24 protein-coding genes and 2 tRNA genes are annotated in these 25,648 nt (G+C 53.3%); 6 read left to right on the top strand and 20 right to left on the bottom strand.

Going from position 1 to position 25,648, the window contains the following annotated elements:
- Positions 1-87: 87 nt before the first annotated feature.
- The 13 genes from rpsO to rlmE form a co-directional block, all read right to left on the bottom strand.
- Complete coding sequence (gene rpsO, locus AC3Y5R_RS16360; protein ID WP_489922199.1) at positions 88-357, bottom strand: 30S ribosomal protein S15; 270 nt, start codon at positions 355-357, stop codon at positions 88-90.
- 108 nt (positions 358-465) lie between these two features.
- A complete protein-coding gene (gene truB / locus AC3Y5R_RS16355) occupies positions 466-1,410 on the bottom strand; it encodes a tRNA pseudouridine(55) synthase TruB (RefSeq protein ID WP_489922198.1) in 945 nt (314 codons plus the stop codon).
- On the bottom strand, positions 1,410-1,811 hold the full coding sequence (gene rbfA / locus AC3Y5R_RS16350) for a 30S ribosome-binding factor RbfA (RefSeq protein ID WP_158782089.1): 402 nt from the start codon (positions 1,809-1,811) through the stop codon (positions 1,410-1,412). Before rbfA ends, truB begins: the two co-directional genes overlap by 1 nt.
- 68 nt (positions 1,812-1,879) lie before the next feature.
- On the bottom strand, positions 1,880-4,570 hold the full coding sequence (gene infB, locus AC3Y5R_RS16345; protein ID WP_489922197.1) for a translation initiation factor IF-2: 2,691 nt from the start codon (positions 4,568-4,570) through the stop codon (positions 1,880-1,882).
- Positions 4,571-4,594: 24 nt separating this feature from the next.
- A complete protein-coding gene (gene nusA, locus AC3Y5R_RS16340) occupies positions 4,595-6,082 on the bottom strand; it encodes a transcription termination factor NusA (protein WP_489922196.1) in 1,488 nt (495 codons plus the stop codon).
- A 24-nt stretch (positions 6,083-6,106) separates the two neighbouring features.
- Positions 6,107-6,559 carry a ribosome maturation factor RimP gene (gene rimP, locus AC3Y5R_RS16335; protein WP_489922195.1) on the bottom strand — a complete coding sequence of 151 codons (453 nt, stop codon included), beginning with the start codon at positions 6,557-6,559 and terminating at the stop codon, positions 6,107-6,109.
- A gap of 210 nt (positions 6,560-6,769) precedes the next feature.
- Positions 6,770-6,846: transfer RNA gene (locus AC3Y5R_RS16330), tRNA-Met, on the bottom strand.
- A 59-nt stretch (positions 6,847-6,905) separates the two neighbouring features.
- Positions 6,906-6,992, bottom strand: a tRNA-Leu gene (locus AC3Y5R_RS16325).
- Between the two features lie 57 nt (positions 6,993-7,049).
- A complete protein-coding gene (secG, locus tag AC3Y5R_RS16320; protein WP_158782085.1) occupies positions 7,050-7,385 on the bottom strand; it encodes a preprotein translocase subunit SecG in 336 nt (111 codons plus the stop codon).
- 317 nt (positions 7,386-7,702) lie between these two features.
- Positions 7,703-9,037: a phosphoglucosamine mutase gene (gene glmM, locus AC3Y5R_RS16315; RefSeq protein WP_489922194.1), complete on the bottom strand. Its 1,335-nt coding sequence runs from the start codon at positions 9,035-9,037 to the stop codon at positions 7,703-7,705.
- Positions 9,038-9,041: 4 nt separating this feature from the next.
- Positions 9,042-9,878 (bottom strand): dihydropteroate synthase, encoded by an 837-nt coding sequence (gene folP / locus AC3Y5R_RS16310; protein WP_489922193.1) that lies wholly within the window; start codon positions 9,876-9,878, stop codon positions 9,042-9,044.
- 89 nt (positions 9,879-9,967) lie between these two features.
- A complete protein-coding gene (ftsH, locus tag AC3Y5R_RS16305; RefSeq protein WP_489922192.1) occupies positions 9,968-11,899 on the bottom strand; it encodes an ATP-dependent zinc metalloprotease FtsH in 1,932 nt (643 codons plus the stop codon).
- A gap of 55 nt (positions 11,900-11,954) precedes the next feature.
- A complete protein-coding gene (gene rlmE, locus AC3Y5R_RS16300; RefSeq protein WP_158782081.1) occupies positions 11,955-12,584 on the bottom strand; it encodes a 23S rRNA (uridine(2552)-2'-O)-methyltransferase RlmE in 630 nt (209 codons plus the stop codon).
- 127 nt (positions 12,585-12,711) lie between these two features.
- Here rlmE and yhbY point away from each other — a divergent pair, with 127 nt between their 5' ends.
- The gene (gene yhbY, locus AC3Y5R_RS16295) at positions 12,712-13,005 is read left to right on the top strand and encodes a ribosome assembly RNA-binding protein YhbY (RefSeq protein ID WP_125287107.1); all 294 of its coding nucleotides are present in this window, start codon (positions 12,712-12,714) and stop codon (positions 13,003-13,005) included.
- Between the two features lie 118 nt (positions 13,006-13,123).
- Here the strand turns inward: yhbY and greA are convergent, their stop codons facing one another.
- Entirely contained in the window at positions 13,124-13,600 is a 477-nt protein-coding gene (gene greA / locus AC3Y5R_RS16290) for a transcription elongation factor GreA (RefSeq protein ID WP_489922191.1), read from the bottom strand.
- 248 nt (positions 13,601-13,848) lie between these two features.
- Between greA and dacB the strand changes: the two genes are divergently transcribed.
- The 3 genes from dacB to pmrB are packed head-to-tail and all read left to right on the top strand — an operon-like array spanning position 13,849 to position 17,002.
- Entirely contained in the window at positions 13,849-15,282 is a 1,434-nt protein-coding gene (dacB, locus tag AC3Y5R_RS16285) for a serine-type D-Ala-D-Ala carboxypeptidase (protein ID WP_489922239.1), read from the top strand.
- Positions 15,283-15,287: 5 nt separating this feature from the next.
- Positions 15,288-15,950, top strand: coding sequence for a two-component system response regulator PmrA (gene pmrA, locus AC3Y5R_RS16280; protein WP_489922190.1), 663 nt, complete (start codon positions 15,288-15,290; stop codon positions 15,948-15,950).
- Positions 15,947-17,002, top strand: a complete 1,056-nt coding sequence (gene pmrB / locus AC3Y5R_RS16275; RefSeq protein ID WP_489922189.1) for a two-component system sensor histidine kinase PmrB — start codon at positions 15,947-15,949, stop codon at positions 17,000-17,002. The genes pmrA and pmrB overlap by 4 nt, the downstream gene beginning before the upstream one ends.
- Positions 17,003-17,035: 33 nt before the next feature.
- On the opposite strand, the gene AC3Y5R_RS16270 is transcribed toward pmrB, so the two are convergent.
- From AC3Y5R_RS16270 to rplU, 5 genes are all read right to left on the bottom strand, one after another.
- A complete protein-coding gene (locus AC3Y5R_RS16270; RefSeq protein ID WP_489922238.1) occupies positions 17,036-19,198 on the bottom strand; it encodes a TonB-dependent siderophore receptor in 2,163 nt (720 codons plus the stop codon).
- A 277-nt stretch (positions 19,199-19,475) separates the two neighbouring features.
- The gene (fepB, locus tag AC3Y5R_RS16265) at positions 19,476-20,438 is read right to left on the bottom strand and encodes a Fe2+-enterobactin ABC transporter substrate-binding protein (RefSeq protein WP_489922188.1); all 963 of its coding nucleotides are present in this window, start codon (positions 20,436-20,438) and stop codon (positions 19,476-19,478) included.
- A gap of 175 nt (positions 20,439-20,613) precedes the next feature.
- Entirely contained in the window at positions 20,614-21,792 is a 1,179-nt protein-coding gene (gene cgtA / locus AC3Y5R_RS16260) for an Obg family GTPase CgtA (RefSeq protein WP_158782075.1), read from the bottom strand.
- 241 nt (positions 21,793-22,033) lie between these two features.
- Entirely contained in the window at positions 22,034-22,291 is a 258-nt protein-coding gene (gene rpmA / locus AC3Y5R_RS16255; RefSeq protein ID WP_034890467.1) for a 50S ribosomal protein L27, read from the bottom strand.
- 15 nt (positions 22,292-22,306) lie between these two features.
- Entirely contained in the window at positions 22,307-22,618 is a 312-nt protein-coding gene (gene rplU, locus AC3Y5R_RS16250) for a 50S ribosomal protein L21 (RefSeq protein ID WP_067427523.1), read from the bottom strand.
- A 255-nt stretch (positions 22,619-22,873) separates the two neighbouring features.
- Between rplU and ispB the strand changes: the two genes are divergently transcribed.
- A complete protein-coding gene (gene ispB, locus AC3Y5R_RS16245; protein WP_158782074.1) occupies positions 22,874-23,845 on the top strand; it encodes an octaprenyl diphosphate synthase in 972 nt (323 codons plus the stop codon).
- Positions 23,846-24,050: 205 nt separating this feature from the next.
- Entirely contained in the window at positions 24,051-24,311 is a 261-nt protein-coding gene (locus tag AC3Y5R_RS16240) for a helix-turn-helix domain-containing protein (RefSeq protein ID WP_158782073.1), read from the top strand.
- Positions 24,312-24,362: 51 nt separating this feature from the next.
- On the opposite strand, the gene murA is transcribed toward AC3Y5R_RS16240, so the two are convergent.
- The gene (murA, locus tag AC3Y5R_RS16235) at positions 24,363-25,625 is read right to left on the bottom strand and encodes a UDP-N-acetylglucosamine 1-carboxyvinyltransferase (protein ID WP_489922187.1); all 1,263 of its coding nucleotides are present in this window, start codon (positions 25,623-25,625) and stop codon (positions 24,363-24,365) included.
- Positions 25,626-25,648: the final 23 nt, after the last annotated feature.

Here is a 25,648-nt window from a genome sequence, read left to right as displayed (position 1 = left end):
GCCCCTTTTTAGCGAAACTCGCACGAATCTGCCTTTTTGCCGTTTTTAATCTCAGAATGCACTGAATGGCGGGCAGATTCTTAAGACTTAGCGACGCAGACCCAGACGCTCGATCAGGCTGGTGTAACGTGCAACATCTTTACGCTTCAGGTAATCCAGCAGCTTACGACGCTGGGAAACCATACGCAGCAGACCGCGACGGCTGTGGTGGTCTTTTTTGTGCTCAGAGAAGTGACCCTGCAGATGGTTAATCTGTGCGGTCAGCAGAGCAACCTGAACTTCGGTAGAACCACTGTCGTTAGCGTCACGGCCGTATTCAGAAACGATCTGCGCTTTAGTTTCAACACTTAGAGACATGATACAACTCCAAATTAAATGATAAATGTACAGGTGCCGATCTCTAATTCAGCAACCCAATGGTAAAGCCGCACTATTCTACTCTTAGCCACTCGCTTACGCAAATGACTAGTCGGAATATTCTACAACCAGACGACGCGGTGCGACCCGGCCATCTTCGGCAATCTCTGCCATCCCGATAAACTTCCGCTCAGCCCCTTCGGTGACGCGCACCAGGCCTTCAGCCGGGACATTCGCAGCCTGCACCGGCTGGCCCTGCCTGAAGTAAGCAGCTACCACGCTCAGCAGATTCACTTCCGGGTAAGCGGCTGCCGGGCTGTCCATCGGCATCAACAATGGGTCGAGTAAATCTGCTGGCGAGCGCTCCGTTCTTAACGCTTCTTCGTTCAACGCGGCAAGCTGCTCAAGAGTCACCATGCTGGCAATGGGATAAGTGGCTACCTGCAGACGGCGCAGATAAATCACATGCGCACCGCAACCCAGCATTTCGCCCAGATCGTCCGTAATGGTACGGATATAGGTGCCTTTAGAGCAATGGATTTCCAGCTCCAGTTCATTCTCTTCCCAGCGGATAAACTTCAGCTCGTAAACCACGATGCTGCGCGCTTCGCGCGGGACTTCGATCCCTTCACGGGCGTATTCATACAGCTTGCGCCCCTGATACTTGAGCGCCGAATACATCGACGGCACCTGCCGGGTTTCCCCACGGAAGCTGTCGAGTGCATCTTCAAGCTGTTCCTGCGTGAAACTGACTGGTCGCTCGCTGATAATCTGGCCATCGGCATCAGAAGTATCGGTGCGCTGCCCCAGACGGGCAATCACACGGTAGCGCTTGTCGGAGTCCAGCAGGTACTGTGAGAACTTGGTGGCTTCACCCAAGCAAATCGGCAGCATGCCGGTCGCCAGAGGATCGAGCGCCCCCGTATGTCCCGCACGATTCGCCATGAACAGCCGTTTGACCTTCTGCAGCGCATCGTTGGAAGAGAGTCCCTGAGGTTTATCCAGCAGCAGCACACCGTGGACGTCGCGTCCGCGACGACGAGGACGGCTCATCAGTCCTCCTTGTCTTCTTCCGTGGGACCACGACGCTCAGCATCGTTTCTGACCACGTTAGTGACAAGGTTAGACATACGCATCCCTTCAACCAGCGAGTTATCGTAAAAGAAGGTCAGCTCTGGCACGATACGCAGACGCATCGCTTTGCCCAGCAGCGTACGGATGTAGCCAGAGGCATCACCCAGCGCGCGCAAGCCAGCTTTGATAGCGTCTTCGTCTTTATCATTGAGAAAGGTAACAAACACTTTGGCATAGGCCAGGTCACGTGAGACATCAACGCCGGAGACGGTAACCATCATACCCAGACGGGGGTCTTTGATCTCACGCTGTAAAATAATCGCGATCTCTTTCTGCAGTTCCTGGGAGACACGCTGTGGGCGACCAAATTCTTTCGCCATAATAATTCTCTCCAAATAATTCGGGAGGCGCAGTGGCCTCCCAAATAAGTCACTTTTTCAGGCGACCGTTAAGCGATGGTACGCTGGATCTCGATAATCTCGAACACTTCGATCATGTCGCCAACACGCACATCGTTGTAGTTCTTCACGCCAATACCACATTCCATACCGTTACGGACTTCGTTAACGTCATCCTTGAAGCGGCGCAGGGATTCCAGCTCTCCTTCATAGATAACCACGTTGTCGCGCAGTACGCGGATTGGGTTGTGACGTTTGATGTTGCCTTCCGTCACCATACAGCCTGCGATAGCGCCAAATTTCGGTGATTTGAACACGTCACGCACTTCAGCCAGACCGGTGATCTGATGCTTGTACTCAGGCGCCAGCATACCGCTCATCGCCTGCTTAACTTCGTCAATCAGATTATAGATGACGGAGTAGTAACGCAGATCCAGGCTTTCTGAATCAATCACGCGGCGGGCAGAAGCATCAGCACGCACGTTGAAGCCAACCAGAATCGCGTTGGAAGCTGCAGCCAGCGTAGCGTCGGTTTCGGTGATACCACCTACACCAGAGCCCACGATTTTGACTTTTACTTCGTCGGTAGACAGCTTCATCAGAGAGTCGGAAATCGCTTCGACAGAACCCTGTACGTCGGCTTTCAGCACGATGTTCAGTTCGGAAACTTCGCCTTCGGTCATGTTGGCAAACATGTTTTCCAGCTTAGATTTCTGCTGACGAGCCAGCTTAACTTCACGGAATTTACCCTGACGATACAGTGCAACTTCACGGGCTTTCTTCTCGTCACGAACCACGGTCGCTTCATCACCGGCAGCAGGCACACCTGACAGGCCGAGGATTTCCACTGGAATGGAAGGACCCGCTTCCAGCACTTCACGACCCAGCTCATCACGCATCGCACGCACACGGCCGTATTCAAAGCCGCAAAGTACGATATCACCTTTGTTCAGCGTACCTTCACGTACCAGTACGGTAGCAACCGGACCACGACCTTTATCCAGGAAGGATTCGATTACCACGCCGCTTGCCATACCCTGACGCACTGCAGTCAGTTCCAGAACTTCAGCCTGCAGCAGGATGGCGTTCAGCAGGTCATCAATACCGGTACCAGCTTTGGCAGACACGTTAACAAACATGTTCTCGCCGCCCCACTCTTCCGGGATGATCCCGTACTGGGTGAGTTCGTTCTTAACACGGTCCGGATCGGCTTCTGGCTTATCAACCTTGTTCACAGCAACCACAACCGGCACTTTCGCCGCTTTAGCATGCTGGATAGCTTCGATAGTCTGTGGCATCACGCCGTCATCGGCAGCCACAACCAGGATAACGATATCCGTTGCCTGAGCACCACGAGCACGCATTGCGGTAAACGCGGCGTGGCCCGGGGTATCCAGGAAGGTGACCATACCGTTGTCAGTTTCAACGTGGTAAGCACCGATGTGCTGAGTAATACCGCCCGCTTCGCCAGAGGCGACTTTGGTGGAGCGAATGTAATCCAGCAGAGAGGTTTTACCGTGGTCAACGTGGCCCATGATGGTCACGACCGGCGCACGGGATTCCATTGCTGCATCGGTATCACGATCGCTCATTACCGCTTCTTCCAGCTCGTTCTCACGGCGCAGAGTCACTTTGTGACCCATCTCTTCCGCGACCAACTGGGCAGTTTCCTGATCGATAACCTGGTTGATGGTGGCCATGGCGCCCATTTTCATCATCACTTTGATGACCTGGGAACCTTTCACTGCCATTTTGTTAGCGAGTTCAGCAACGGTGATGGTCTCACCGATGATCACGTCACGGTTAACAGCCTGCGCTGGCTTGTTAAAGCCCTGCTGCAGTGTGCTTGGCTTACGCTTGCCGCCTTTACCGCCCCGGAATTGCGCACGCGCTTCTTCACGGTCGGTTTTTGCTTCAGAATGCTTGTTACCTTTCTTACGCTGTGGGGCTTTAGCCGGGCGAGCTGCACGGGAACGACGATCGCCTTCGACCTGCGCATCGTTTTCGTCTTCAGCAGCACGAGCATGCGTGGAGGTGGTCACGTGGTAGTCAGAAGTATCTTCCACTTCTTTCTCCGCTTCCGCCCACTCAGAGCCTTTCTCTTCCGCCATTTTACGAGCTTCTTCCGCTACGCGCTTCGCTTCTTCTTCGATCTTACGACGCGCTTCTTCTTCGGCTTTACGCTTCAGCTCTGCAGCTTCAGCTTCCCGGCGGGCTTTATCGGATTGAGTTGCCCGGGTCATTTCGTCGGTATGTTGATTGCTCACTTTATCTTTTTCCGCTGCTTCACGTTTGGCTTTATCAGCTGCCTCACGTTTAGCCTGCTCCTCGGCTTCACGCTTCGCTTTCTCTTGAGCTTCGCGCTGGGCTTTTTCTTCAGCCTCGCGACGAGCCAGTTCTTCCGCTTCACGCTGTGCCTGCGCTTCTGCTTCAGCCTGTTCAGCTTCTGCAGGATCGCCTTTTACATAGGTGCGTTTTTTGCGGACTTCAATTTGCACCGATTTACTTTTACCCCCGGTGCCAGGAATATTCAAGGTGCTGCGCGTTTTGCGCTGCAGAGTCAGTTTACCAGAACCGCCGTTTTGATCGCGATTCAAATGGGTAAGGAGCGTCTCTTTTTCCTGCTGCGTCACAGAGTCAGTTTCAGACTTGCGGATCCCTGCATCAGCAAATTGCTGTACCAGGCGTTCTACCGGGGTCTGAATCTCTGCGGCCAGCGATTTTACGGTTACATCTGTCATGCTGTTCCTTCCTGCTACAGTTTATTACGCGTCGTCGCCGAACCAGCAGATATTTCGGGCAGCCATAATCAGCTCACCGGCCTGTTCGTCGTTAAGGCCTTCAATATCTGTCAGGTCGTCAACACCCTGCTCGGCAAGATCTTCCAGCGTGCAAACGCCAATCGCAGCCAGCTTAAACGCCAGGTCACGATCCAGACCTTCCAGATTCAGCAAATCTTCTGCTGGCGGGTTTACGCCCTGACTCTCTGCTTTTTCCAGAGCAAGGGTGGTTAACGCATTTTTCGCACGATCGCGCAGCGCTTCTACTGTTTCTTCATCCAGACCGTCGATTTCCAGCAGCTCGTTGATCGGAACGTAAGCCAGCTCTTCCAGCGAAGAGAAGCCCTCTTCAACCAGTACGGTGGCAAAGTCTTCGTCAATGTCGAGATGTTTGGTAAAGACGCCGATGGCAGCATGGGCTTCAGCCTGGTGTTTAGCCTGCAGATCGTCGACTGTCATGACGTTCAGCTCCCAGCCGCTCAGCTGTGAAGCCAGACGCACGTTTTGGCCATTACGGCCGATCGCCTGAGCCAGATTTCCGGCTTCAACAGCGATATCCATGGTGTGATTATCTTCATCAACCACGATAGAGGCGACATCCGCCGGGGCCATGGCATTGATCACGAACTGCGCTGGATTATCATCCCACAGCACGATGTCAATACGCTCGCCACCCAGCTCGCTGGATACCGCCTGAACACGCGCACCACGCATACCCACGCAAGCACCGACCGGGTCGATACGCTTGTCGTTGGTTTTCACTGCAATCTTGGCACGGGAGCCAGGATCGCGCGCAGCGGCTTTAATTTCAATTACTTCTTCGCCGATTTCCGGCACTTCAATGCGGAACAGTTCGATCAGCATTTCCGGCCGGGAACGGCTGACAAACAGTTGAGCACCGCGTGCTTCAGGGCGAACGGCGTACAGAACGCCGCGAATACGGTCACCCGGACGGAAGTTTTCACGCGGCAGCATATCTTCACGAATGATGACAGCCTCGGCGTTGTTGCCCAGATCCAGAGAGATATTGTCGCGGTTCACTTTCTTCACGACACCGGTGATGATCTCACCTTCCTGCTCACGGAACTGGTCAACGACCATCGCACGTTCAGCTTCACGCACTTTTTGAACGATAACCTGTTTTGCCGTCTGAGTAGTGATACGGTCAAAGGTCACGGATTCGATTTGATCTTCAACGAATTCACCCAGATTCAGCGATGCGTCTTCGAACTGCGCAGCATCCAGAGTGATCTCGCGAGTTGGCATTGTGACTTCATCCACAATGACCCAACGGCGGAACGTATCAAAGTCACCGCTTTTACGGTCGATGCTGACACGGACGTCGATTTCCTGCTCGTACTTTTTCTTGGTAGCCGTTGCCAGTGCGCTCTCCAGCGCCTCGAAAATCTTCTCGCGTGGGAGGGATTTCTCGTTAGATACGGCCTCGACTACAGCTAAGATTTCTTTGTTCATCCTGGTATGCCTCAATCCGGACTTTTAAAAGTGGGGAACCAGGTTCGCCTTCTGGATGTTGCTCAGCGCGAACACTTCGTTGTTACCCTCAACGGCAACAGTGATCATCTCACCTTCTACAGATTTAATGATTCCCTGCCATTTGCGGCGGTTCTGTACGGCCATACGCAGCACCAGACTCACTTCTTCGCCGGTAAATCGTGCGTAATGCTCTGCGGTGAAGAGTGGGCGCTCAAGGCCTGGTGAGGAGACTTCAAGGTTATAAGCCACAGTGATTGGATCTTCAACGTCAAACACTGCGCTTACCTGGTGGCTGACATCAGCACAATCGTCAACAGTGATGCCATCTTCACTATCAATATAGATGCGCAACGTGGATGTGCGACCGCGTACAAACTCAATACCAACCAGTTCGTAGCCTAGCGCTTCTACCGGTGCTGAAATCAGCTCTGTTAATTTTTGCTCTAATGTGGACAAGCCCACCCCCAAGACATAAAAAAAGGGCTTAATAGCCCAGCATGCTGTTTCCTGATAACAAAAAACCCCGAAAAATCGGGGCTTTATGCGACTGGACCCTGTACGCCATAAATGGCGGTTCGGCACAATCCATAAGAATTTTTTTCAAAATCTGCTGATAATGCGCCGTCGATGCATACAGTATATTTGAAAAAGAACTCTAAGGGAAAGTGGTTGCGGGGGCCGGATTTGAACCGACGACCTTCGGGTTATGAGCCCGACGAGCTACCAGGCTGCTCCACCCCGCGTCCGAAAACGTGGCAAATACTACGCCGATCTTGCATAAAATGCAAGCAAAACTGAGATTTGGTACCGAGGACGGGACTTGAACCCGTAAGCCCATGCGGGCACTACCACCTCAAGGTAGCGTGTCTACCAATTCCACCACCACGGCACTAAAGATGCGACTTTTTTATTTCTGAAACAATGAAACACTACGACTTTTTACTGCTTACTGCGGGATATCGCTGCCCGGCGTAGCCGGTTTAGCTGGCTGGCTCTGCTGCTGAGACTGCGCAGGCTGAGTCAGGTTTTCCCACTCACTTCCTTTCTGGGTCTTGTTGCTGTTCAGGTTGCCCAGGATCAAGCTGATGATGAAGAACAACGTCGCCAGCACTGCAGTCATACGGGTCATGAAATTACCTGAACCGTTAGAACCAAACAGCGTTGCCGAGGAGCCAGCACCAAATGACGCGCCCATATCAGCGCCTTTACCTTGCTGCAGCATGATCAGACCCACAAGGCCGATTGCCACAATAAGGAAAACTACCAAAAGAGCTTCGTACATAATTCAACCTGTTCCTTGCGCGGTAACCGCACATCAAAAGCTTCAAGCCAGTTACAGAGATAGCGTCGTCACTACCCATCAGAAGCGGGTGTGAATACTAACCAAAGCAGCCTGTCCACGCAAGGGCAATTTACCGCCCCGTTACTGATTGCGGAAAAAAACGGCAAAAGCCACTGCGAAGCCCCAAAAAACGTCGTTAAATCAGACAATCAGAACGATCAGTTAAGTGCATCCCTGCACACACGGTGTGATGATCGTCCATCCGCTTAACTCACCAGAGCCGCACATCACCCATTATTGTTCTGTTCTGGGATCGCTTAAACCGCCTTCACCGCATCGGCAATGCGGTGCGCCAGCGAAGTGACCTGTTCTTCGTCTTCGCCTTCCACCATCACGCGGATCAGCGGTTCAGTACCGGATTTGCGTAACAATACCCGGCCACGGCCATGCAGCTCTTTTTCCACTTCTGCCGTGACCGTTTTCACCTGATCGTCTTTCAACGGATCGGTTTCACCGCTGTAACGAACGTTAACCAGGATCTGCGGCAGCAGTTTCATACCGCTACAAAGATCGTGCAGACTCATGTGATTGCGCACCATAGCAGTGAGTACCTGCAAACCGGCAACAATGCCGTCACCAGTGGTGGTTTTATCGAGCAGGATCACATGGCCGGAGTTTTCCGCCCCCAGACGCCAGCCCTTTTCCTGCAGCTTCTCCAGTACGTAGCGGTCACCAACTTTGGCACGGGCGAAAGGAATGCCCAACTGTTTCAGAGCCAGTTCAAGACCCATATTGCTCATCAGCGTTCCGACCACGCCACCGCGCAGCTGGCCCTGACGCAGACCTTCGCGAGCAATGATGTAGAGGATCTGATCGCCATCCACCTTGTAGCCGAGGTGGTCCACCATCATGATACGATCGCCGTCACCGTCGTAGGCCAGACCAATATCAGCTTTCTCCGCCAGAACACGTTCCTGAAGCTGACGAACGTCCGTGGCACCACACTCTTTGTTGATGTTCATACCATCTGGCTGCACGCCGAGAGTGATGACAGTTGCGCCTAACTCGCGCAGAACATTTGGCGCGATGTGGTAGGTTGCGCCGTTGGCACAGTCGACCACAATTTTCAGGCCGTTCAGGCTCAGCTCACTGGGGAACGTCCCTTTACAAAATTCAATGTAGCGGCCAGCAGCATCAACAATACGGCTGGCGCGGCCCAGTTCAGCAGATTCCACGCAGGTAATCGGCTTTTCCATCTCCGCTTCAATGGCTTCTTCCACATCGTCAGGCAACTTGGTGCCTTCTACAGAGAAGAATTTGATGCCGTTGTCGTCAAACGGGTTATGCGAGGCAGAGATAACTATCCCCGCTTCAGCACGGAAGGTACGGGTCAGATAGGCAATGGCCGGAGTCGGCATCGGACCGGTAAAAGCGGCTGATAATCCGGCAGCGGCCAGACCAGCTTCCAGCGCCGATTCCAGCATGTATCCTGAAATGCGCGTGTCCTTACCAATGATAATTTTCTTTGAGCCGTTTCTTGCCAGTACCTTACCCGCCGCCCAGCCCAGCTTCAGCACGAAGTCAGGGGTAATTGGCGATTCGCCTACTTTGCCGCGGATGCCATCGGTACCAAAATATTTACGGTTGCTCATAGCGTTACTCTTCCTTCGCTGACAGTGTTGCTTCGACGACGCGCATCGCCTCGACGGTTTCTTTAACATCATGAACGCGCAGGATATGCGCGCCCTGCATGGCGGCGATCACCGCACAAGCGAGACTGCCGGTCAGGCGCTGCGACGGCCCGACGTTCAGCAGCTGGCCAATCATACTTTTGCGTGACATCCCCACCAGCAGCGGCAGACCAAAGTGGTGGAAATCGGCCAGATGGGCCAGCAGCTGGTAATTATGAGCGAGATTCTTACCGAAACCGAATCCCGGGTCGAGCAGCAACTGCTCTTTTTTAATCCCGGCAGCTTCGCAGCGGGCAATCTGCTCAACAAAAAAGGCGTCCACGTCCTGCAGGAAGTGCTTATATTTTGGCGACTGCTGCATGGTACGCGGCTCTCCTTGCATGTGCATAAGGCAGACTGGCAGGCCGGTGCCCGCAGCGGCTTCCAGAGCACCAGGCACCTGCAGAGAGCGAATATCATTGATCAGATGCGCACCGGCATTCGCCGATTCATGGATCACCTCAGGTTTTGAGGTGTCGACCGAAATCCACACTTCAAAACGCTGAGAAATCGCCTCCACCACAGGGATCACCCGCTCGAGCTCCTGCTCCACGCTGACCTCATCAGCACCCGGACGGGTTGATTCTCCGCCGATATCAATGATGGTAGCACCGGCATTGATCATCTCATTAGCGTGAGTGAGAGCCTGAATCAGATCGTTATGCTTACCGCCATCTGAAAAGGAATCCGGCGTCACATTCAGAATCCCCATTACGTGGGGATGTGATAAATCAAGCACGGAATCTCTGGCGTAAAGCTTCATCTCTGCGGTTCTCCTGACGGGTTTTGCATTGTGGGGATATAAAAAACCCCGGTCAGCGCCGGGGTTCAGGGGAGCGATAGCAGGACGGCTTATTTGTCGCCCAGTTGCTCAGACATGGTATTACCAGGGTTTGGCGTGCGCGGTTCATCAACCGGACGCGGTGCCTTTGGCGTACCGTTGCTGTCAGAATTGTTGGTGCCCGGATCTTCCCAACCTGCTGGCGGACGCACTTCACGGCGTGCCATCAGGTCATCGATCTGCGGCGCATCAATGGTTTCATACTTCATCAGCGCGTCTTTCATTGCGTGAAGGATGTCCATATTTTCGTTCAGGATGCGACGTGCACGCTGGTAGTTACCTTCCACTAATGACTTCACTTCCTGATCGATGATGCGGGCAGTTTCATCAGACATGTGCTTCGCTTTTGCTACGGAGCGGCCGAGGAATACCTCGCCCTCTTCTTCCGCATACAGCAGCGGGCCAAGTTTCTCTGAGAAGCCCCATTGCGTCACCATGTTACGTGCTATTGAGGTCGCTACTTTGATGTCATTTGAGGCACCAGTAGAAACATGCTCAACGCCGTAAATGATCTCTTCAGCCAGACGACCGCCGTAAAGGGTGGAGATCTGACTTTCCAGTTTCTGACGGCTGGCGCTGATTGCATCACCTTCCGGCAGGAAGAACGTCACGCCCAGGGCACGGCCGCGAGGAATAATCGTTACTTTGTGCACCGGATCGTGTTCCGGAACCAGACGACCAATAATGGCGTGGCCTGCTTCATGGTACGCGGTGGACTCTTTCTGCGATTCGGTCATCACCATGGAGCGACGTTCTGCACCCATCATGATTTTGTCTTTCGCTTTCTCGAACTCAACCATCGACACGACACGTTTGTTGCCACGAGCAGCAAACAGTGCCGCTTCGTTCACCAGGTTCGCCAGGTCAGCACCGGAGAAGCCCGGAGTACCACGTGCAATGATTGCTGCATCAATATCGGTTGCCAGCGGCACACGACGCATATGCACTTTCAGAATTTGCTCACGACCACGGACATCTGGCAGACCGACCACAACCTGACGGTCGAAACGGCCCGGACGCAGCAGCGCAGGGTCAAGAACGTCCGGACGGTTAGTTGCGGCAATCACGATGATACCTTCATTGCCTTCAAAGCCGTCCATCTCAACCAGCATCTGGTTAAGGGTCTGCTCACGCTCATCGTGACCACCGCCTAAGCCAGCGCCACGCTGACGGCCTACCGCATCGATCTCATCGATAAAGATGATGCAGGGAGCCGCTTTTTTAGCCTGCTCGAACATGTCACGGACGCGGGATGCACCCACACCAACGAACATTTCCACGAAGTCGGAACCGGAGATGGTGAAGAAAGGCACTTTTGCTTCGCCTGCGATGGCTTTCGCCAGCAGCGTTTTACCGGTACCCGGAGGACCGACCATCAGTACGCCTTTCGGAATTTTACCACCCAGTTTCTGGAAGCGGCTTGGCTCGCGCAGGTATTCAACCAGCTCACCCACTTCCTCTTTCGCTTCGTCGCAACCGGCCACGTCAGCAAAGGTGGTTTTGATCTGATCTTCTGTCAGCATGCGAGCTTTGCTTTTACCAAAGGACATCGCGCCTTTGCCGCCCCCGCCCTGCATCTGGCGCATGAAGAAAATCCAGACACCAATAAGTAACAGCATAGGAAACCAGGAGATGAAGATCGACGCCAGCAGGCTCGGTTCTTCAGGCGGTTCGCCAACTACTTTCACGTTTTTAGTCAACAGGTTATCGAGCAACTTAGGATCGTTGACGGGGATGTAGGTTGTGTATTTGTTGCTGTCTTTTCTGACAACGTTGATCTCACGCCCGTTAATACGTGCCTCGCGGACCTGATCCTGGTTCACTTCCGACAGGAAGGTTGAGTAGTCAACCCTACGGCCATTCGACTCGCTGGGCCCAAAGCTCTGGAAGACAGACATCAGCACGACTGCGATGACTAACCAGAGAATCAGGTTTTTCGCCATGTCACTCAAGGGATTAACCTCTTATTACAACTGTGTTAACAGACAGCGTAGGGTACTATAGTTTGCGCCCTGTCGCTACAATGTACACTTCACGCGAACGAGAACGTGAAGCGTCCGGCTTACGAATTTTCACTTTCGTAAACAGGGAGCGAATTTCCCGGAGGTAATCTTCAAAGCCATCTCCCTGAAACACTTTCACTAAAAAACTACCGCCAGGTGCCAGAACATCCCGACACATTTCTAGCGCAAGCTCAACCAGATACATTGATCTTGGAATGTCTACCGCAGGCGTGCCGGTCATGTTGGGCGCCATATCGGACATGACAACCTGTACTTTTGCATCACCAACGCGGTCCATCAAGGCTTTCAGCACCAGTTCATCACGAAAATCTCCCTGAAGGAAATCGACACCAACGATAGGATCCATCGGCAGGATATCACAGGCGATCACGCGACCTTTATTGCCAATCTGAGTAACAACATACTGAGACCAGCCACCCGGTGCTGCGCCAAGGTCGACTACCGTCATCCCCGGCTTAAACAGCTTGTCACCTTGCTGTATTTCATCAAGTTTAAACCAGGCGCGCGAGCGCAGCCCTTTTTTCTGTGCCTGTAGCACATATTTATCGCTAAAGTGTTCCTGCAGCCAGCGGCTGGAACTGGCCGAACGCTTTTTACCAGTCATACAATTTCCAACTATGATTCAAAGTATGCGATAAATAAACCGCGCAAATCAGCATGCCGATTTGGTGATACACCAGAGATGGCGGTAGAATGACCCGTTTTCAATCCCAATGTAAGTAAAAAATACGATGAATCTGAGTACCAAACAAAAACAGCACCTGAAAGGGCTGGCCCATCCGCTGAAGCCAGTGGTTATGCTGGGCAACAACGGCCTGACCGAAGGGGTGCTGGCCGAAATTGAACAGGCACTGGAGCACCACGAGCTCATCAAGGTGAAAATCGCCACGGAAGACCGTGAGACGAAAACCCTGGTTGTCGAAGCTATCGTGCGTGAAACCAAGGCTGCAAATGTGCAGGTCATCGGCAAGACGCTGGTGCTGTACCGTCCAACGAAGGAACGTAAGATCGCTCTTCCACGTTGAAGATCTGGCACATACCGGCAACTTAGCCAGAGAAGGTGCCACGCTCCTGATGTTGATAAAAGGCCGCTATGCGGCCTTTTTCCTTTCTTTACACTCTGTAAGGTTGAAGCAACACCCGTCAGAGGTATTCAATTTTCAGAATTTCATATTCCACATCGCCGCCCGGCGTTTTAATCACGGTAACATCATCCACTTCTTTACCGATCAGGCCACGGGCCATTGGCGAGTTCACTGAGATCAGATTCTGCTTAAAGTCGGCTTCGTCATCACCCACGATGCGATAGGTCGACTCTTCGTCCGTATCCAGATTCAGCACGGTGACGGTAGAACCGAAAATGATACGACCGTTAGCGTTCATTTTAGTCACGTCGATCACCTGAGCATTTGACAGCTTGGCTTCGATTTCCTGGATTCGTCCTTCACAGAAGCCCTGCTCTTCGCGCGCAGCGTGATACTCTGCGTTTTCTTTTAAGTCGCCGTGCTCACGCGCTTCAGCAATTGAGGCAATAATTCTGGGGCGTTTAATGGTTTTCAGCTCTTCGAGCTCTTCGCGCAGTCTTTCTGCGCCCCTTAACGTCATCGGAATCTGATTCATCTCAATACCTCGTAAAATCTGTCCTGTACAAAATTTCGTCATCCTGACAGGTTGATGCAGAAAAAGCGTTCTGCGGCGCTTGCCACTGAATTACAAACGAAAGAAACCAGCCCCGGAGGTATGCCCCAGGGGCTGGAGGTTTGCATTTTGATACGTATTTTACCGCAGAGTTCCTTATGGGTCATCGTTTACTTTCCACCTTGATGCACCGTAGTATGACAACATCACCTGTCAGTAAACGCGAGATTATGCGATTTTCACGAATTGTTACCGGCTTAACCTGCGCATTTATGCTGAATGCCCACGCTACCCCGGTTGAAGACTACACCCAGTATTTACCTGATGGCGCGAATCTGGCGCTGATTGTACAGAAAACAGGCGCAAGCGCGCCTTCTATTGACTACCACAGTAAACAGATGGCGCTTCCTGCCAGTACCATGAAACTGCTTACCGCACTGGCCGCTCTTTTGCAGCTGGGGCCGGACTTCCGTTTTCATACCCAGTTGGAAAGTAAAGGAACCCTCAGCGGCGGTACGCTGAAGGGTGATCTTGTGGCGCGGTTTGGCGGCGATCCCACGTTGACCCGACAGGATCTGCGCAACATGGTGGCGACGCTGAAAAAACAGGGCGTGCAGCATATTCAGGGCAACCTGGTTATCGATACTTCCGTGTTTGCCAGTCACGATAAGGCCCCGGGCTGGCCGTGGAACGATCTGACACAGTGCTTCAGTGCACCTCCGGGCGCGGCAATCGTTGATCGTAATTGCTTCTCGGTCTCGCTCTATAGCGCGCCGAATCCAGGCGATAAAGCCTTTATCCGCGTGGCATCTTACTATCCGGTCAATATGTTCAGCGAAGTGCGTACGCTGGCTCGTGGCTCGTCTGATGCTCAATACTGTGAACTGGACGTGGTGCCGGGCGAGTTGAACCGCTTTACGCTGACAGGTTGCATGACCCAGCGCGCTGAACCGCTGCCGCTGGCCTTTGCCATTCAGGATGGTGCCAGTTATGCCGGTGCGCTGCTGAAAGCTGAACTGCAGGAGGCGGGGATCGATTATTCAGGTCACCTGCTTCGCCAGACACAACCTACGCAACCAGCCACCGCGCTGGCAGAAACTCAGTCTGCTCCATTGCATGACCTGCTGAAAATTATGCTGAAAAAGTCGGACAACATGATCGCCGATACCGTTTTCCGTACCATTGGCCATGAACGCTTCGGCGTGCCGGGTACATGGCGTGCCGGTTCCGATGCCGTGCGTCAAATCCTGCGGCAGAAAGCCAATATCGATCTCGGCAACAGCATTCAGATGGATGGATCCGGGCTGTCGCGCCACGATCTGATTTCCCCTGCTACTATGATGCAGGTGTTGCAATATATTGCACAAAATGATCAACAGCTGAACTTTATTTCCATGTTGCCACTAGCTGGCTATGACGGAACGCTACGCTATCGCGGTGGTCTTCATGAAGCAGGCGTTGACGGCAAGGTTTCGGCCAAAACCGGATCGCTGCAGGGCGTGTATAACCTCGCCGGTTTTATGACTACTGCCAGCGGTCAGCGCGTGGCCTTCGTCCAGTTTCTTTCTGGCTATGCCGTACCGCCGCAGGATCAGAAACAGCGCAGAATTCCTCTGGTGCGCTTTGAAAGCCGACTCTATAAGGATGTTTACCAAAACAACTAAAGATAATGAAACTACTGATTGTTGAAGATGATGCCCTTCTGCTGGGCGGACTGGTTCAGGCGCTGACCAGTGAGGGTTACGCCGTGGACTCGGCCACAAAAGGGTCAGAAGCCTGTGCCCTGCTGCAGAGCGGGCAATACAGTCTGATCGTGCTGGATCTGGGCTTGCCCGATCGTGACGGCGGGGATCTGCTGCGTCAGTGGCGTAAAGAGCATATCGATTTGCCCGTGCTAATCCTCACGGCCCGTGACGCACTGGAGGATCGGGTGGAAGGACTGGATGCCGGGGCCGATGATTATCTTGTGAAGCCTTTTGCTCTGGTTGAGCTGAAGGCTCGCGTACGGGCTTTGATCAGGCGTTATCAGGGACGTAGCGATAATCTGCTGCAGCATGACGACATCTCCCTGAATCTCTCCTCGCAGCAGGTCTCCCTTGACGATCAGCCGGTAGAAATCACACCGAAAGAGTTTGCTCTGCTTACGCGCCTGTTGATGCGTATTGGCCAGACGGTGCACCGGGAAACACTGCAACAGGATCTTTACAGCTGGCAGGACGATACCGGCTCCAACACGCTGGAAGTCCATATTCATAATCTGCGCCGTAAGCTGGGCAAAGATCGGATCAAAACCGTGCGTGGCGTGGGCTACCGTCTGGAAGAACGATCTTGAACAGTATGCGTCGGCGTTTGCTGATTATGCTGGCGCTTATTCTTCTGACCTGTCAGCTGATGAGCGCCGCCTGGCTGTGGCATGAAAGTCGCGAGCAGATTGGTTTTCTGGTCAACGAAACACTGTCCGCTCATGCCCGTAATGAACGTGTTGAAGGCGAAATTCGCGAAGCGATTGCCTCACTGCTGCTGCCATCCATCGTGATGGTCTGCTTTACCCTGCTGCTGTCGTTCTGGGCAATCAGCTGGATTATTCGTCCTCTGCGCTCGTTACAGAAAAGCCTTTCAGAACGTTCAGCGGATAACCTCTCTCCCCTGCCGCATTTCTCCGATATGGACGAGATCGCTGCCGTCACCGGCGCAATGAATCAGCTGTTAAGCAGGCTGGATCACACGCTACAGCAGGAAAGACTGTTCACTGCAGATGCCGCGCACGAATTGCGAACGCCACTCGCCGGGTTGCGTCTGCACCTCGAACTGCTTGAGCAACAGGGAGTCTCTCAGGGGCCGATGCTGGTTCAGCGCATTGACCAGTTGATGCACGTCATCGAGCAGTTGCTGATGCTGTCGCGTGCCGGTCAGGCGCTGGCAAGCGGACACTATCAGGTGGTGAACTGGAATCAGGTGTTCGAACCGCTGCAGCTGGAGATGGTCGAAATGCTGACGCTACGTAATCAGACCCTTGAGCTGGCGGGTGACGATACGCTGGAGGTTCAGGGTGATGCAGTTCTGCTGCGTCTTATGCTGCGCAATCTGCTGGAGAACGCCTCCAGATACAGCCCCGAAGGCAGCCATATCACCCTGATCGTGCAGAAAGAAGAGAACGGCAGCAGCTTTACCGTCCGGGATGAAGGCCCCGGTATCGATCCTTCTGCATCGCAGGATCTGACCAAAGCTTTCCGCCGCATGGATCAACGTTATGGCGGCAGCGGTTTGGGCCTGAATATCGTTCAGCGAATTACTCAAATCCACCATGGCGAACTGCGCTTAACCAACCGACAGGACCGAAGTGGGCTGAATGCCATCTGCTGGCTGCCAGCCAAACTGAACTGACCGGGCGAGTCCATTCGCCCGCCGCTGTTGCCATCAGAAATGTGTATTCACACTCACATACCAGGTGCGTCCGGCTTCGTTGTAAGTGTTCGCACCAGCCCCGTACATGTAAGCATTGGTCGTGGCATTGCCGGTCGTCTGCGCATTACCCTCACGGAAGTGACGCTTATCAAACAGATTATCCACCCCCAGCGTGACGCTGGCATATTTATTGACATCATAGGTACCACTCAGGCCCAGAATGGAATAAGGGCTGACCGTTGATTTCTCCGTACCGGTCACCGCCTCTCCCTTGTAGTTATACTTCTTCGGCGTCTGACAGCCGTACCAGGTGAAGGTGGTTTGCAACGATAAATCCTCTGTTGCCTGCCATGCCAGCGTGGAGTTCAGTGTGTATTGCGGGATCACTGACAAACGGTCGCCGGTGGTTTTATTCTTACTCTGCAGCATATAAGTCAGGTTGTTATTCCAGGTTACGGCCTTCGTCACCGGGAAATTCACCGTCCCTTCCAGTCCTTCAACCACGGCTTTCGGCACGTTTTCCCATTTATAGATATCCGTGGTGCCGGTGGTTGAAACGCCGGTCGGCAGATAGCCAGACTCAATTTTGTTACGGTAATCATTGCGGAACCAGGTCAGGCCAGCCTGATAGTCATCATGTTTATATTCAATGCCCACCTCCTTGTTAATGGAGGTCTCAGGTTTAAGATCTTCATTGCCAATCAGATAGCATCCTGCGGCACTGGCCGCGCATCCCTGGCCCTTGCTGTACAGCACGTAGTTCGGGTTGGTCTGGTACAGGCTTGGCGCTTTATAGGCTCTGGCAATCCCCAGCTTGAGAGTGAAATCATCGGCCAGCACCTGCGACAGGTTCAGAGAGGGGCTCCAGTTGTTGCCCACAATGCTGTGATGGTCGAAGCGCAGACCCGGAACCAGCATGGTGCTGTCGGTCAGCTCCATATTGTCTTCCGCAAACAGCGAGAAAATTTCTGCCGAGGAGTACGGGCTACGGTTGGTGGTGTCGATTCCGTCAATACCACCGCCGGACAGGGCCTGAGTATTGGAAGCGCCATCCTTCATGCGCTGCTGGTTCCATTCGGTACCAAAGGTCGCAGTCTGATTGACCAGCAATTCAAAAGGCACACTGATTTCGCTGTGCAGCAAAACATCATCAAGCTGGATAGTGGAAAAGCCGTCATCGGAGAAGATACCTTCGGTTCCCCCGGCCAACCCTTCATCCATTCGTGTATTACGGGTTTTTTCATACTGCGCATAGCTGCGGGTACTGACTCCGTTATCCCAGACACCGGTCCAGTTAACGGCAAAGTTCTGACGGTACAGACGGTTAGTCTCTTTCCCGTAGCTATCTTTCACCAACGTACTGGTGTTGGTATTTTGCGTATCGCCTGCATAGAGATTGCCCTGACGGCTGTAACCCGCAGTGAATTCCAGCGCCTGGCGCGGAGCAAATTCCCAGCGCAGTTTGCCGTGAATATCCTTATTCTCCACACCTTCACGCCCGGCGGGAACGGTATCAGCATAAGTTCCCGTTCTCAGCGACTGATGCCCTTCGTTGATGTATTGCGCATCAGCCTGAGTTTTGCTGAGGTTGCCATACAGCTGAAAGCTGAAAGCGTCTCCTAGTGGCCCGTTGAGCGAGAAGTTGGTGCGTTTGGTCGCCCCTTCTTCTTTATGCTCCGGCATGTTCAGGTAGGTATTCCACGAACCGTGCCATTCATTGGTGGTCTGTTTGGTGATGATGTTCACCACGCCACCCGCAGCACCGTTGCCATAACGGGCCGCAGCAGGTCCCCTAATCACTTCAATATGATCAACCATCTCTGGCGGCACCCAGTCAGTATCACCACGGGTATCACGCTCACCACGCCAGCCCAGACGGACAGAGTTACGGCTGGAGACCGGCATACCATCAATCAGGATCAGGGTGTTTTCCGGCCCCATTCCGCGAATGTCGATCTGACGGTTATTGCCACGCTGCCCGCTGGTCGAGTTGCCGGTCAGGTTAACGCCCGGCATGGTGCGAATAATTTCAGACAGATCACGGGCAGGAGGACGTTTTTTGATTTCGTCAGCGGTGATGGTCGAAACGCCCGGAGCCTGAAGATTCTGCTGTGCGGCAGTCACCACCAGCGTACCCGCAGTGTCAGCATCGGCAGCCATCACCGTTGTCACCATCCCAAGTTCAATAAAGATAGCTAAAGATAAACGCGATAATTTTTTCAAAGGTCTGATTCCCTGCAGATCCGCCCCACCCGTATTTTCGGGGCAAGTTATAAAGTAAATGGGCGGAAATACATTATTGCAAATAAAAACAATTATCAATTCGATTATTCATCGTATTCTCATTGAAATGCCTTTTATTTGTAGTGGTTACGACAGATGATTAATCAATCAGATCCGGCGGAGAGAAGAGAAAAGTGCCCGTCAGCTTAAGCAACTGCCGGGCCAGTAATCAGGATTTACTGAACAGCTGCTCAAGGCGGGTCAGCAGATGATTGGCACTGTAGTAATCAAGACGGAAGCTGTCGTAACCCAGAGTCCAGACGTGACCGGCGCGAATCGCCCCAGATCCCGCAACCAGAGGTTCGGACAGTAATGCCGCGTTGCCCGAATCATCGGTAGCGAACATCAGCACCGACCTTCCGGTGATTCCGGTAGCCAGCGTCTCGCCGCTGAGTGGGATAATGTCTTTACGCTTCAGGCGCTGGCTTCCGCGTAGAATCGTTTCAGGCGGTGTGGCCAGCGTAAAACCCAGCGACACCAGCATCTTGCCCTGCGCTGATTCCCCGGTCCACAGGTTAACAATATGAGCATGAGGATTATAAACCAGCGCGGAGACCGGCTGTGGCGGCAGTGCCAGCTTCGCTTTCACTTCCGCCTCGCGCTGCGCGTAAGACTGAATGGAACGCTCAGCTCCGGCTTCATTGCCCGTGGCCTGAGCAAGCTCCCGCTCAACCTGCTGCCAGCTCTTGTCGTCATAGTTGATGACCAGCGTCGGTGCGATAACCGAAAGACGATCGTAAAACGCGATGGCGGAATCATTGCCGGTGGCGCTGACCACAATCAGATCGGGTTTTTCAGCCGCAATAGTCTCCAGATTCGGTTCACCGGAATAGAGCCGCTTCACGCCTTGCTGCACGGCAATATCCCCCCATTGGCGGAAGAAACCCTGCTTATCGGCGAAGCGCTGCCCCGGCATGGTGGCGGCGCTGGCAACAACCGGCGCACCAATCGCCAGTAGCGAACCGGTCAGCGTGACGCTGGTTGATACGATACGTTGAGGCTGATGTTGCAGAACCAGCGGCCCCTCATGGCCAGGCACCGAACGTGGCCAGCCATCGGCAGCACGGCCGGGTGGGGAGAGGATCAGGGCGCACAGCAACAGCGAAGATAAGCGTAAAACAGCAAGTCTCATTTTGATTGGCTCTTTCAGCGAAAGGGGAGCAGCCGGGCTGATCCGTAGAAGAGAGAATGATAATGATTATCTTTATTGTTTGAAAGCGGTATTTGCTTCGGAAAGAGGCTTGATCAGTGGCGGGGTCACGCAGACACAAAAGTAAAAAGGGACACCAATGTGTCCCTTCAGAAGATTAACGTTGATAGATAATTTCGACGCCTTCGTCGTCTTCATCATCCCAGTCGTCATCCCAGTCATCATCTTCTTCCACCGGCTCGGCAGCTTCTTCCAGCTGCTGGCGATGGTAGTCATCCCACATGAACTCCACTTTCTCAGGCTGCTTCTGTTCTTCTTCCGCCTCTTTCGGATTGGCGTTAATGAAGGACATTACATCCCAGCACAGTGGCGTCACGCCAACGCGATTGGCGGCAGAGATCAGATAGTATTTATCCGTCCAGCCCAGCGCTTCCGCAATGGCTTTGGCACGGGATTCCGCCTCTTCCTGATCCAGCAGGTCAACTTTGTTGAACACCAGCCAGCGCGGCTTGTTGAACAGCTTCTCGCTGTACTTTTCCAGCTCGCCGAGAATGATACGGGCATTTTCTACCGGATCGGACTCATCAATGGGAGCCAGATCGATAGTGTGCAACAGTACGCGGCAGCGTTCGAGATGTTTAAGGAAGCGAATACCCAGACCCGCACCATCAGAAGCGCCTTCGATCAGACCGGGGATGTCGGCCACCACGAAGCTCTGCTCGCTGTCCATTCGTACCACGCCAAGGCTTGGCACCAGTGTGGTAAACGGATAGTCAGCCACTTTTGGCTTGGCAGCAGAAACGGCGCGGATAAAGGTCGATTTCCCGGCGTTAGGCAGCCCCAGCATCCCGACGTCAGCCAGCAGCATCAGCTCCAGTTGCAAATCGCGTTTTTCACCCGGCGTACCCATGGTTTTCTGGCGCGGAGTACGGTTAACGGAAGATTTGAAGCGGGTGTTGCCCAGGCCGTGCCAGCCGCCTTTAGCGACCATCTGCACCTGACCGTGGGTCATCATGTCACCCAGCGTTTCTCCGGTGCCCTGATCGATAATTCGGGTGCCGACCGGCACTTTAATTACGATATCCTGCCCGCGCTTACCGGTACAATCACGGCTCTGGCCGTTTTGTCCACGCTCGGCACGGAAAGATTTTTCAAAGCGGTAGTCGATCAGGGTATTCAGGTTTTCATCGGCCTGCATGTAAACATCGCCGCCATCACCACCGTCGCCGCCATCCGGTCCGCCTCTGGGAATATATTTCTCACGGCGGAAGCTGACGCAGCCATTGCCGCCATCGCCCGCAGAAACGAGGATTGTCGCTTCATCAACAAACTTCATGTTACTTCTCCGTAAATCATTCGCCCGCACCGTTGAGTGACATTGGTCCGGGAGGATTCACCTCAGGACATCGTGCAGCTGAATATAAAGTGTACAGCAAAAAGACTTTTGCTGTGAACCCACAGGCACAGACTCTGCTTGTGGATTGAAATGCAGAATGTAAAAAGCCCCGCAATCATAGCGGGGCTTTTTGATTCGCTGCTGAAAGCGGTATCAGGTACCGCCTTCAGGCACGAAAACCTTACTCAGCAACGATGCTGATGTATTTACGGTTGTTCGGGCCTTTAACTTCGAATTTGACCTTGCCGTCTGCAGTTGCAAACAGAGTGTGGTCACGGCCGCAGCCTACGTTGGTACCCGCGTGGAACTTGGTGCCACGCTGTCGAACGATGATGCTACCTGCCAGTACGGCTTCGCCGCCGAAACGCTTAACGCCGAGACGTTTTGCATTGGAATCGCGACCATTTCGAGTGGAGCCGCCAGCTTTTTTGTGTGCCATTTGTCAGATCTCCTCTTAGGCGCTGATGCCAGTGATCTTCACATCAGTGAACCACTGACGGTGACCCTGCTGCTTACGGTAGTGTTTACGACGACGAAACTTAACAATCTTAATTTTCTCGCCACGACCGTGAGCAACGATTTCTGCTTTGATCACGCCACCTGAAACTAAAGGCGCGCCGATAGTCACTTCTTCACCGTTGGCAATCATCAGAACCTGGTCGAATTCAATCGTTTCGCCGGTTGCGATGTCCAGCTTTTCCAGGCGAACGGTCTGACCTTCGCTTACTCGGTGTTGTTTACCACCACTTTGGAAAACCGCGTACATATAAAACTCCGCTCTCGCGCTTGCCGTCTTGGTTTCAGGCTGCGCTATAAATATTCACAATAGGGCGCGAATTCTACGCAAAATCCCAGGCAATGACAAGTGTCTGTTGCGGGGTATTGCAGAAAAAAAACGCAAAGCGAATGCAAACGTTTCACGGTCGCGTTTTTCAAGTACAATCTGTTATACATTACATGCCGCAGGCACGGGTAAAGACGCTTATCATAGCAGCATACTGAGCAATAGCTGAACAGACTGATGAACTTAGAACAGATAAACGAACTCACCGCGCAGGATATGGCGGACGTCAATGCAACGATCCTGGAACAGCTGAACTCTGAGGTTTCCCTCATCAATCAGTTGGGTTACTACATCATTAGCGGCGGGGGCAAACGCATCCGTCCGATGATCGCCGTGCTGGCTGCCCGTGCGGTAAACTACTCTGGTAAACAACATGTTACCGTCGCAGCCCTGATCGAATTCATCCATACGGCCACCCTGCTTCATGACGATGTGGTTGATGAATCCGATATGCGACGGGGCAAAGCCACTGCTAATGCCGCCTTCGGCAATGCCGCCAGCGTGCTGGTCGGCGATTTCATTTATACCCGCGCCTTCCAGATGATGACCAGCCTTGGCTCGCTGCGCGTGCTGGCGCTGATGTCTGAAGCGGTAAATGTGATTGCGGAAGGAGAAGTGTTGCAGTTGATGAACTGTAACGATCCAGATATCACCGAAGAAAGCTATATGCGGGTGATTTACAGCAAGACGGCGCGTCTGTTTGAAGCTGCGGCACAATCATCCGCTATCCTCGCCTCAGCTACGCCAGAGCAGGAAAAGGCGTTGCAGGACTATGGCCGATTTATTGGCACCGCATTCCAGTTAATCGATGATTTGCTGGACTACAGCGCCGATGGCAAAACCCTGGGCAAAAACGTTGGCGATGACCTGAGCGAAGGAAAGCCAACGTTACCGCTGCTGCACGCTATGCGTAACGGCACAGCTGAACAGTCAGCGATGATCCGTGGTGCGATTGAGCAGGGAAATGGTCGCCATCTGCTGGAACCTGTTCTTGAAGCGATGCATCAGTGTGGCTCGCTGGAATGGACCCGTCAGGCCGCAGAGCAGGAAGCCGATAAAGCCATCGCGGCTCTGAAAGCCTTACCAGAATCTCCCTGGCGCAGCGCGCTGGAAGCTCTGGCACACATGTCAGTTCAACGCGAATTCTGATTTTACCTGGCGCGGATTCTCCGCGCTTTATTTTGCTTTTCCCTCTCCCTTCCCCTTTCACGATGAAAATACGCTCAGTGTTTTTCAACTTTTTGTGTAATACAACGCAAAAATTCGCACTACTTTGAGAAATTACGGGAAATTATTGGAGTAATGTAGCCACAAATTGTTATAAACAGCTCCGTGCACCATGGAGGACCAGCACATGCATAAAAAGAAAAACGATTGGCATAATGCCGATATTATTGCAGGCTTGCGTAAACAGGGCACGACACTTGCTGCCGTGTCGCGTGAGGCAGGATTGAGCTCTTCAACCCTGGCTAACGCACTGTTCCGGCCCTGGCCAAAGGGGGAGTGGCTCATCGCTGACGCATTGATGGTTCACCCTTCAGAAATCTGGCCAAGCCGGTATTTCGATCCTGTTAATCACAGCCTGATAGACCGTAAGAAGCTCATTAGAGCTTAAAAAAAGGCCGGCAGAGTCGACTCTGCCGGCCTTTCTTACTGCCCGAGGAAGTTACGCCTCGCCGCTGACTCGCTCAATGTTGGCACCCAGTGCCTTAAGTTTGTCTTCGATGTGCTCATAACCACGGTCGATATGGTAGATACGATCGACAATTGTCGTGCCTTCAGCGATACATCCTGCCAGCACCAGACTGGCCGAAGCACGCAGATCGGTTGCCATCACCTGTGCACCAGACAGTTTCTCCACGCCATGGCAGATCGCAGTGTTGCTCTCGATCTCGGCATGAGCGCCCATGCGGATTAACTCAGGAATATGCATGAAACGGTTTTCGAAGATGGTTTCGGTAATCACACCGGTCCCTTCGGCCACCAGGTTCAGCAGGCTGAACTGCGCCTGCATATCTGTCGGGAAGCCAGGGTGAGGCGCAGTACGGAAGTTAACTGCCTTCGGACGTTTACCGTGCATATCCAGGCTGATCCAGTCCGGCCCCAGCTCGATATCTGCACCTGCTTCACGCAGCTTCGACAGAACGGCATCCAGCGTATCGGGCTGGGTAGCCTTACACAGCACTTTGCCGCCTGAAATCGCGGCTGCAATCAGGAAGGTGCCGGTTTCAATACGATCAGGCAGTACGCGGTACACGCCGCCACCCAGGCGCTCAACGCCTTCGATGGTGATGCGATCGCTGCCCGCTCCGCAGATTTTCGCACCCAGCGTATTCAGGAAATTCGCCGTATCCACAATCTCAGGCTCACGCGCGGCATTTTCAATCACGGTGATACCGGTTGCCAGTGTCGCTGCGCTCATGATGGTAACGGTCGCGCCAACGCTGACCTTATCCATCACGATATGCGCGCCCTTCAGACGACCATCTACGGAAGCTTTAACGTAGCCCTCTTCCAGTTTGATTTCTGCACCCAACTGCTCCAGCCCGGTGATATGCAAATCAACCGGACGGGCGCCAATTGCACAGCCGCCCGGCAGCGAAACCTGGCCCTGGCCAAAACGAGCCACCAGCGGGCCAAGCGCCCAAATGGAAGCACGCATGGTTTTCACCAGCTCATAAGGCGCACAGTAAATATTGACGTCACTGGCATCCAGATGCACAGAACCGTTACGTTCTGCCTTTACGCCCAGTTGGCTGAGCAACTTCATGGTGGTATCGATGTCCTTGAGTTTCGGGACATTCTGAATCTCTACAGGTTCTTCCGCCAGCAGAGCAGCGAACAGGATCGGCAGCGCAGCGTTTTTAGCGCCGGAAATTGTAACTTCCCCGCTTAAACGGGTTGGACCCTGCACACGAAATTTATCCATTGCACCAGCTCTCTTTAATCAGA

It is taken from the genome of Erwinia sp. 009765445 (genome assembly GCF_058137865.1).
Note: the sequence above shows the minus strand (reverse complement) of the source record. Positions and strands in the feature narration are given on the sequence as shown.

Bases quoted from the DNA above. Each gene is read 5' to 3' on its own strand.
- infB (WP_489922197.1), bottom strand. From the start codon at position 4,570: ATGACAGATGTAACCGTAAAATCGCTGGCCGCAGAGATTCAGACCCCG.
- ispB (WP_158782074.1), top strand. From the start codon at position 22,874: ATGAACTTAGAACAGATAAACGAACTCACCGCGCAGGATATGGCGGAC.
- cgtA (WP_158782075.1), bottom strand. From the start codon at position 21,792: ATGAAGTTTGTTGATGAAGCGACAATCCTCGTTTCTGCGGGCGATGGC.
- rpmA (WP_034890467.1), bottom strand. From the start codon at position 22,291: ATGGCACACAAAAAAGCTGGCGGCTCCACTCGAAATGGTCGCGATTCC.
- yhbY (WP_125287107.1), top strand. From the start codon at position 12,712: ATGAATCTGAGTACCAAACAAAAACAGCACCTGAAAGGGCTGGCCCAT.
- ftsH (WP_489922192.1), bottom strand. From the start codon at position 11,899: ATGGCGAAAAACCTGATTCTCTGGTTAGTCATCGCAGTCGTGCTGATG.
- rbfA (WP_158782089.1), bottom strand. From the start codon at position 1,811: ATGGCGAAAGAATTTGGTCGCCCACAGCGTGTCTCCCAGGAACTGCAG.
- truB (WP_489922198.1), bottom strand. From the start codon at position 1,410: ATGAGCCGTCCTCGTCGTCGCGGACGCGACGTCCACGGTGTGCTGCTG.
- folP (WP_489922193.1), bottom strand. From the start codon at position 9,878: ATGAAGCTTTACGCCAGAGATTCCGTGCTTGATTTATCACATCCCCAC.
- rplU (WP_067427523.1), bottom strand. From the start codon at position 22,618: ATGTACGCGGTTTTCCAAAGTGGTGGTAAACAACACCGAGTAAGCGAA.
- AC3Y5R_RS16240 (WP_158782073.1), top strand. From the start codon at position 24,051: ATGCATAAAAAGAAAAACGATTGGCATAATGCCGATATTATTGCAGGC.
- rpsO (WP_489922199.1), bottom strand. From the start codon at position 357: ATGTCTCTAAGTGTTGAAACTAAAGCGCAGATCGTTTCTGAATACGGC.
- greA (WP_489922191.1), bottom strand. From the start codon at position 13,600: ATGAATCAGATTCCGATGACGTTAAGGGGCGCAGAAAGACTGCGCGAA.
- secG (WP_158782085.1), bottom strand. From the start codon at position 7,385: ATGTACGAAGCTCTTTTGGTAGTTTTCCTTATTGTGGCAATCGGCCTT.
- pmrA (WP_489922190.1), top strand. From the start codon at position 15,288: ATGAAACTACTGATTGTTGAAGATGATGCCCTTCTGCTGGGCGGACTG.
- nusA (WP_489922196.1), bottom strand. From the start codon at position 6,082: ATGAACAAAGAAATCTTAGCTGTAGTCGAGGCCGTATCTAACGAGAAA.
- dacB (WP_489922239.1), top strand. From the start codon at position 13,849: ATGCGATTTTCACGAATTGTTACCGGCTTAACCTGCGCATTTATGCTG.
- AC3Y5R_RS16270 (WP_489922238.1), bottom strand. From the start codon at position 19,198: ATGGTGACAACGGTGATGGCTGCCGATGCTGACACTGCGGGTACGCTG.
- fepB (WP_489922188.1), bottom strand. From the start codon at position 20,438: ATGAGACTTGCTGTTTTACGCTTATCTTCGCTGTTGCTGTGCGCCCTG.
- glmM (WP_489922194.1), bottom strand. From the start codon at position 9,037: ATGAGCAACCGTAAATATTTTGGTACCGATGGCATCCGCGGCAAAGTA.
- murA (WP_489922187.1), bottom strand. From the start codon at position 25,625: ATGGATAAATTTCGTGTGCAGGGTCCAACCCGTTTAAGCGGGGAAGTT.
- rlmE (WP_158782081.1), bottom strand. From the start codon at position 12,584: ATGACTGGTAAAAAGCGTTCGGCCAGTTCCAGCCGCTGGCTGCAGGAA.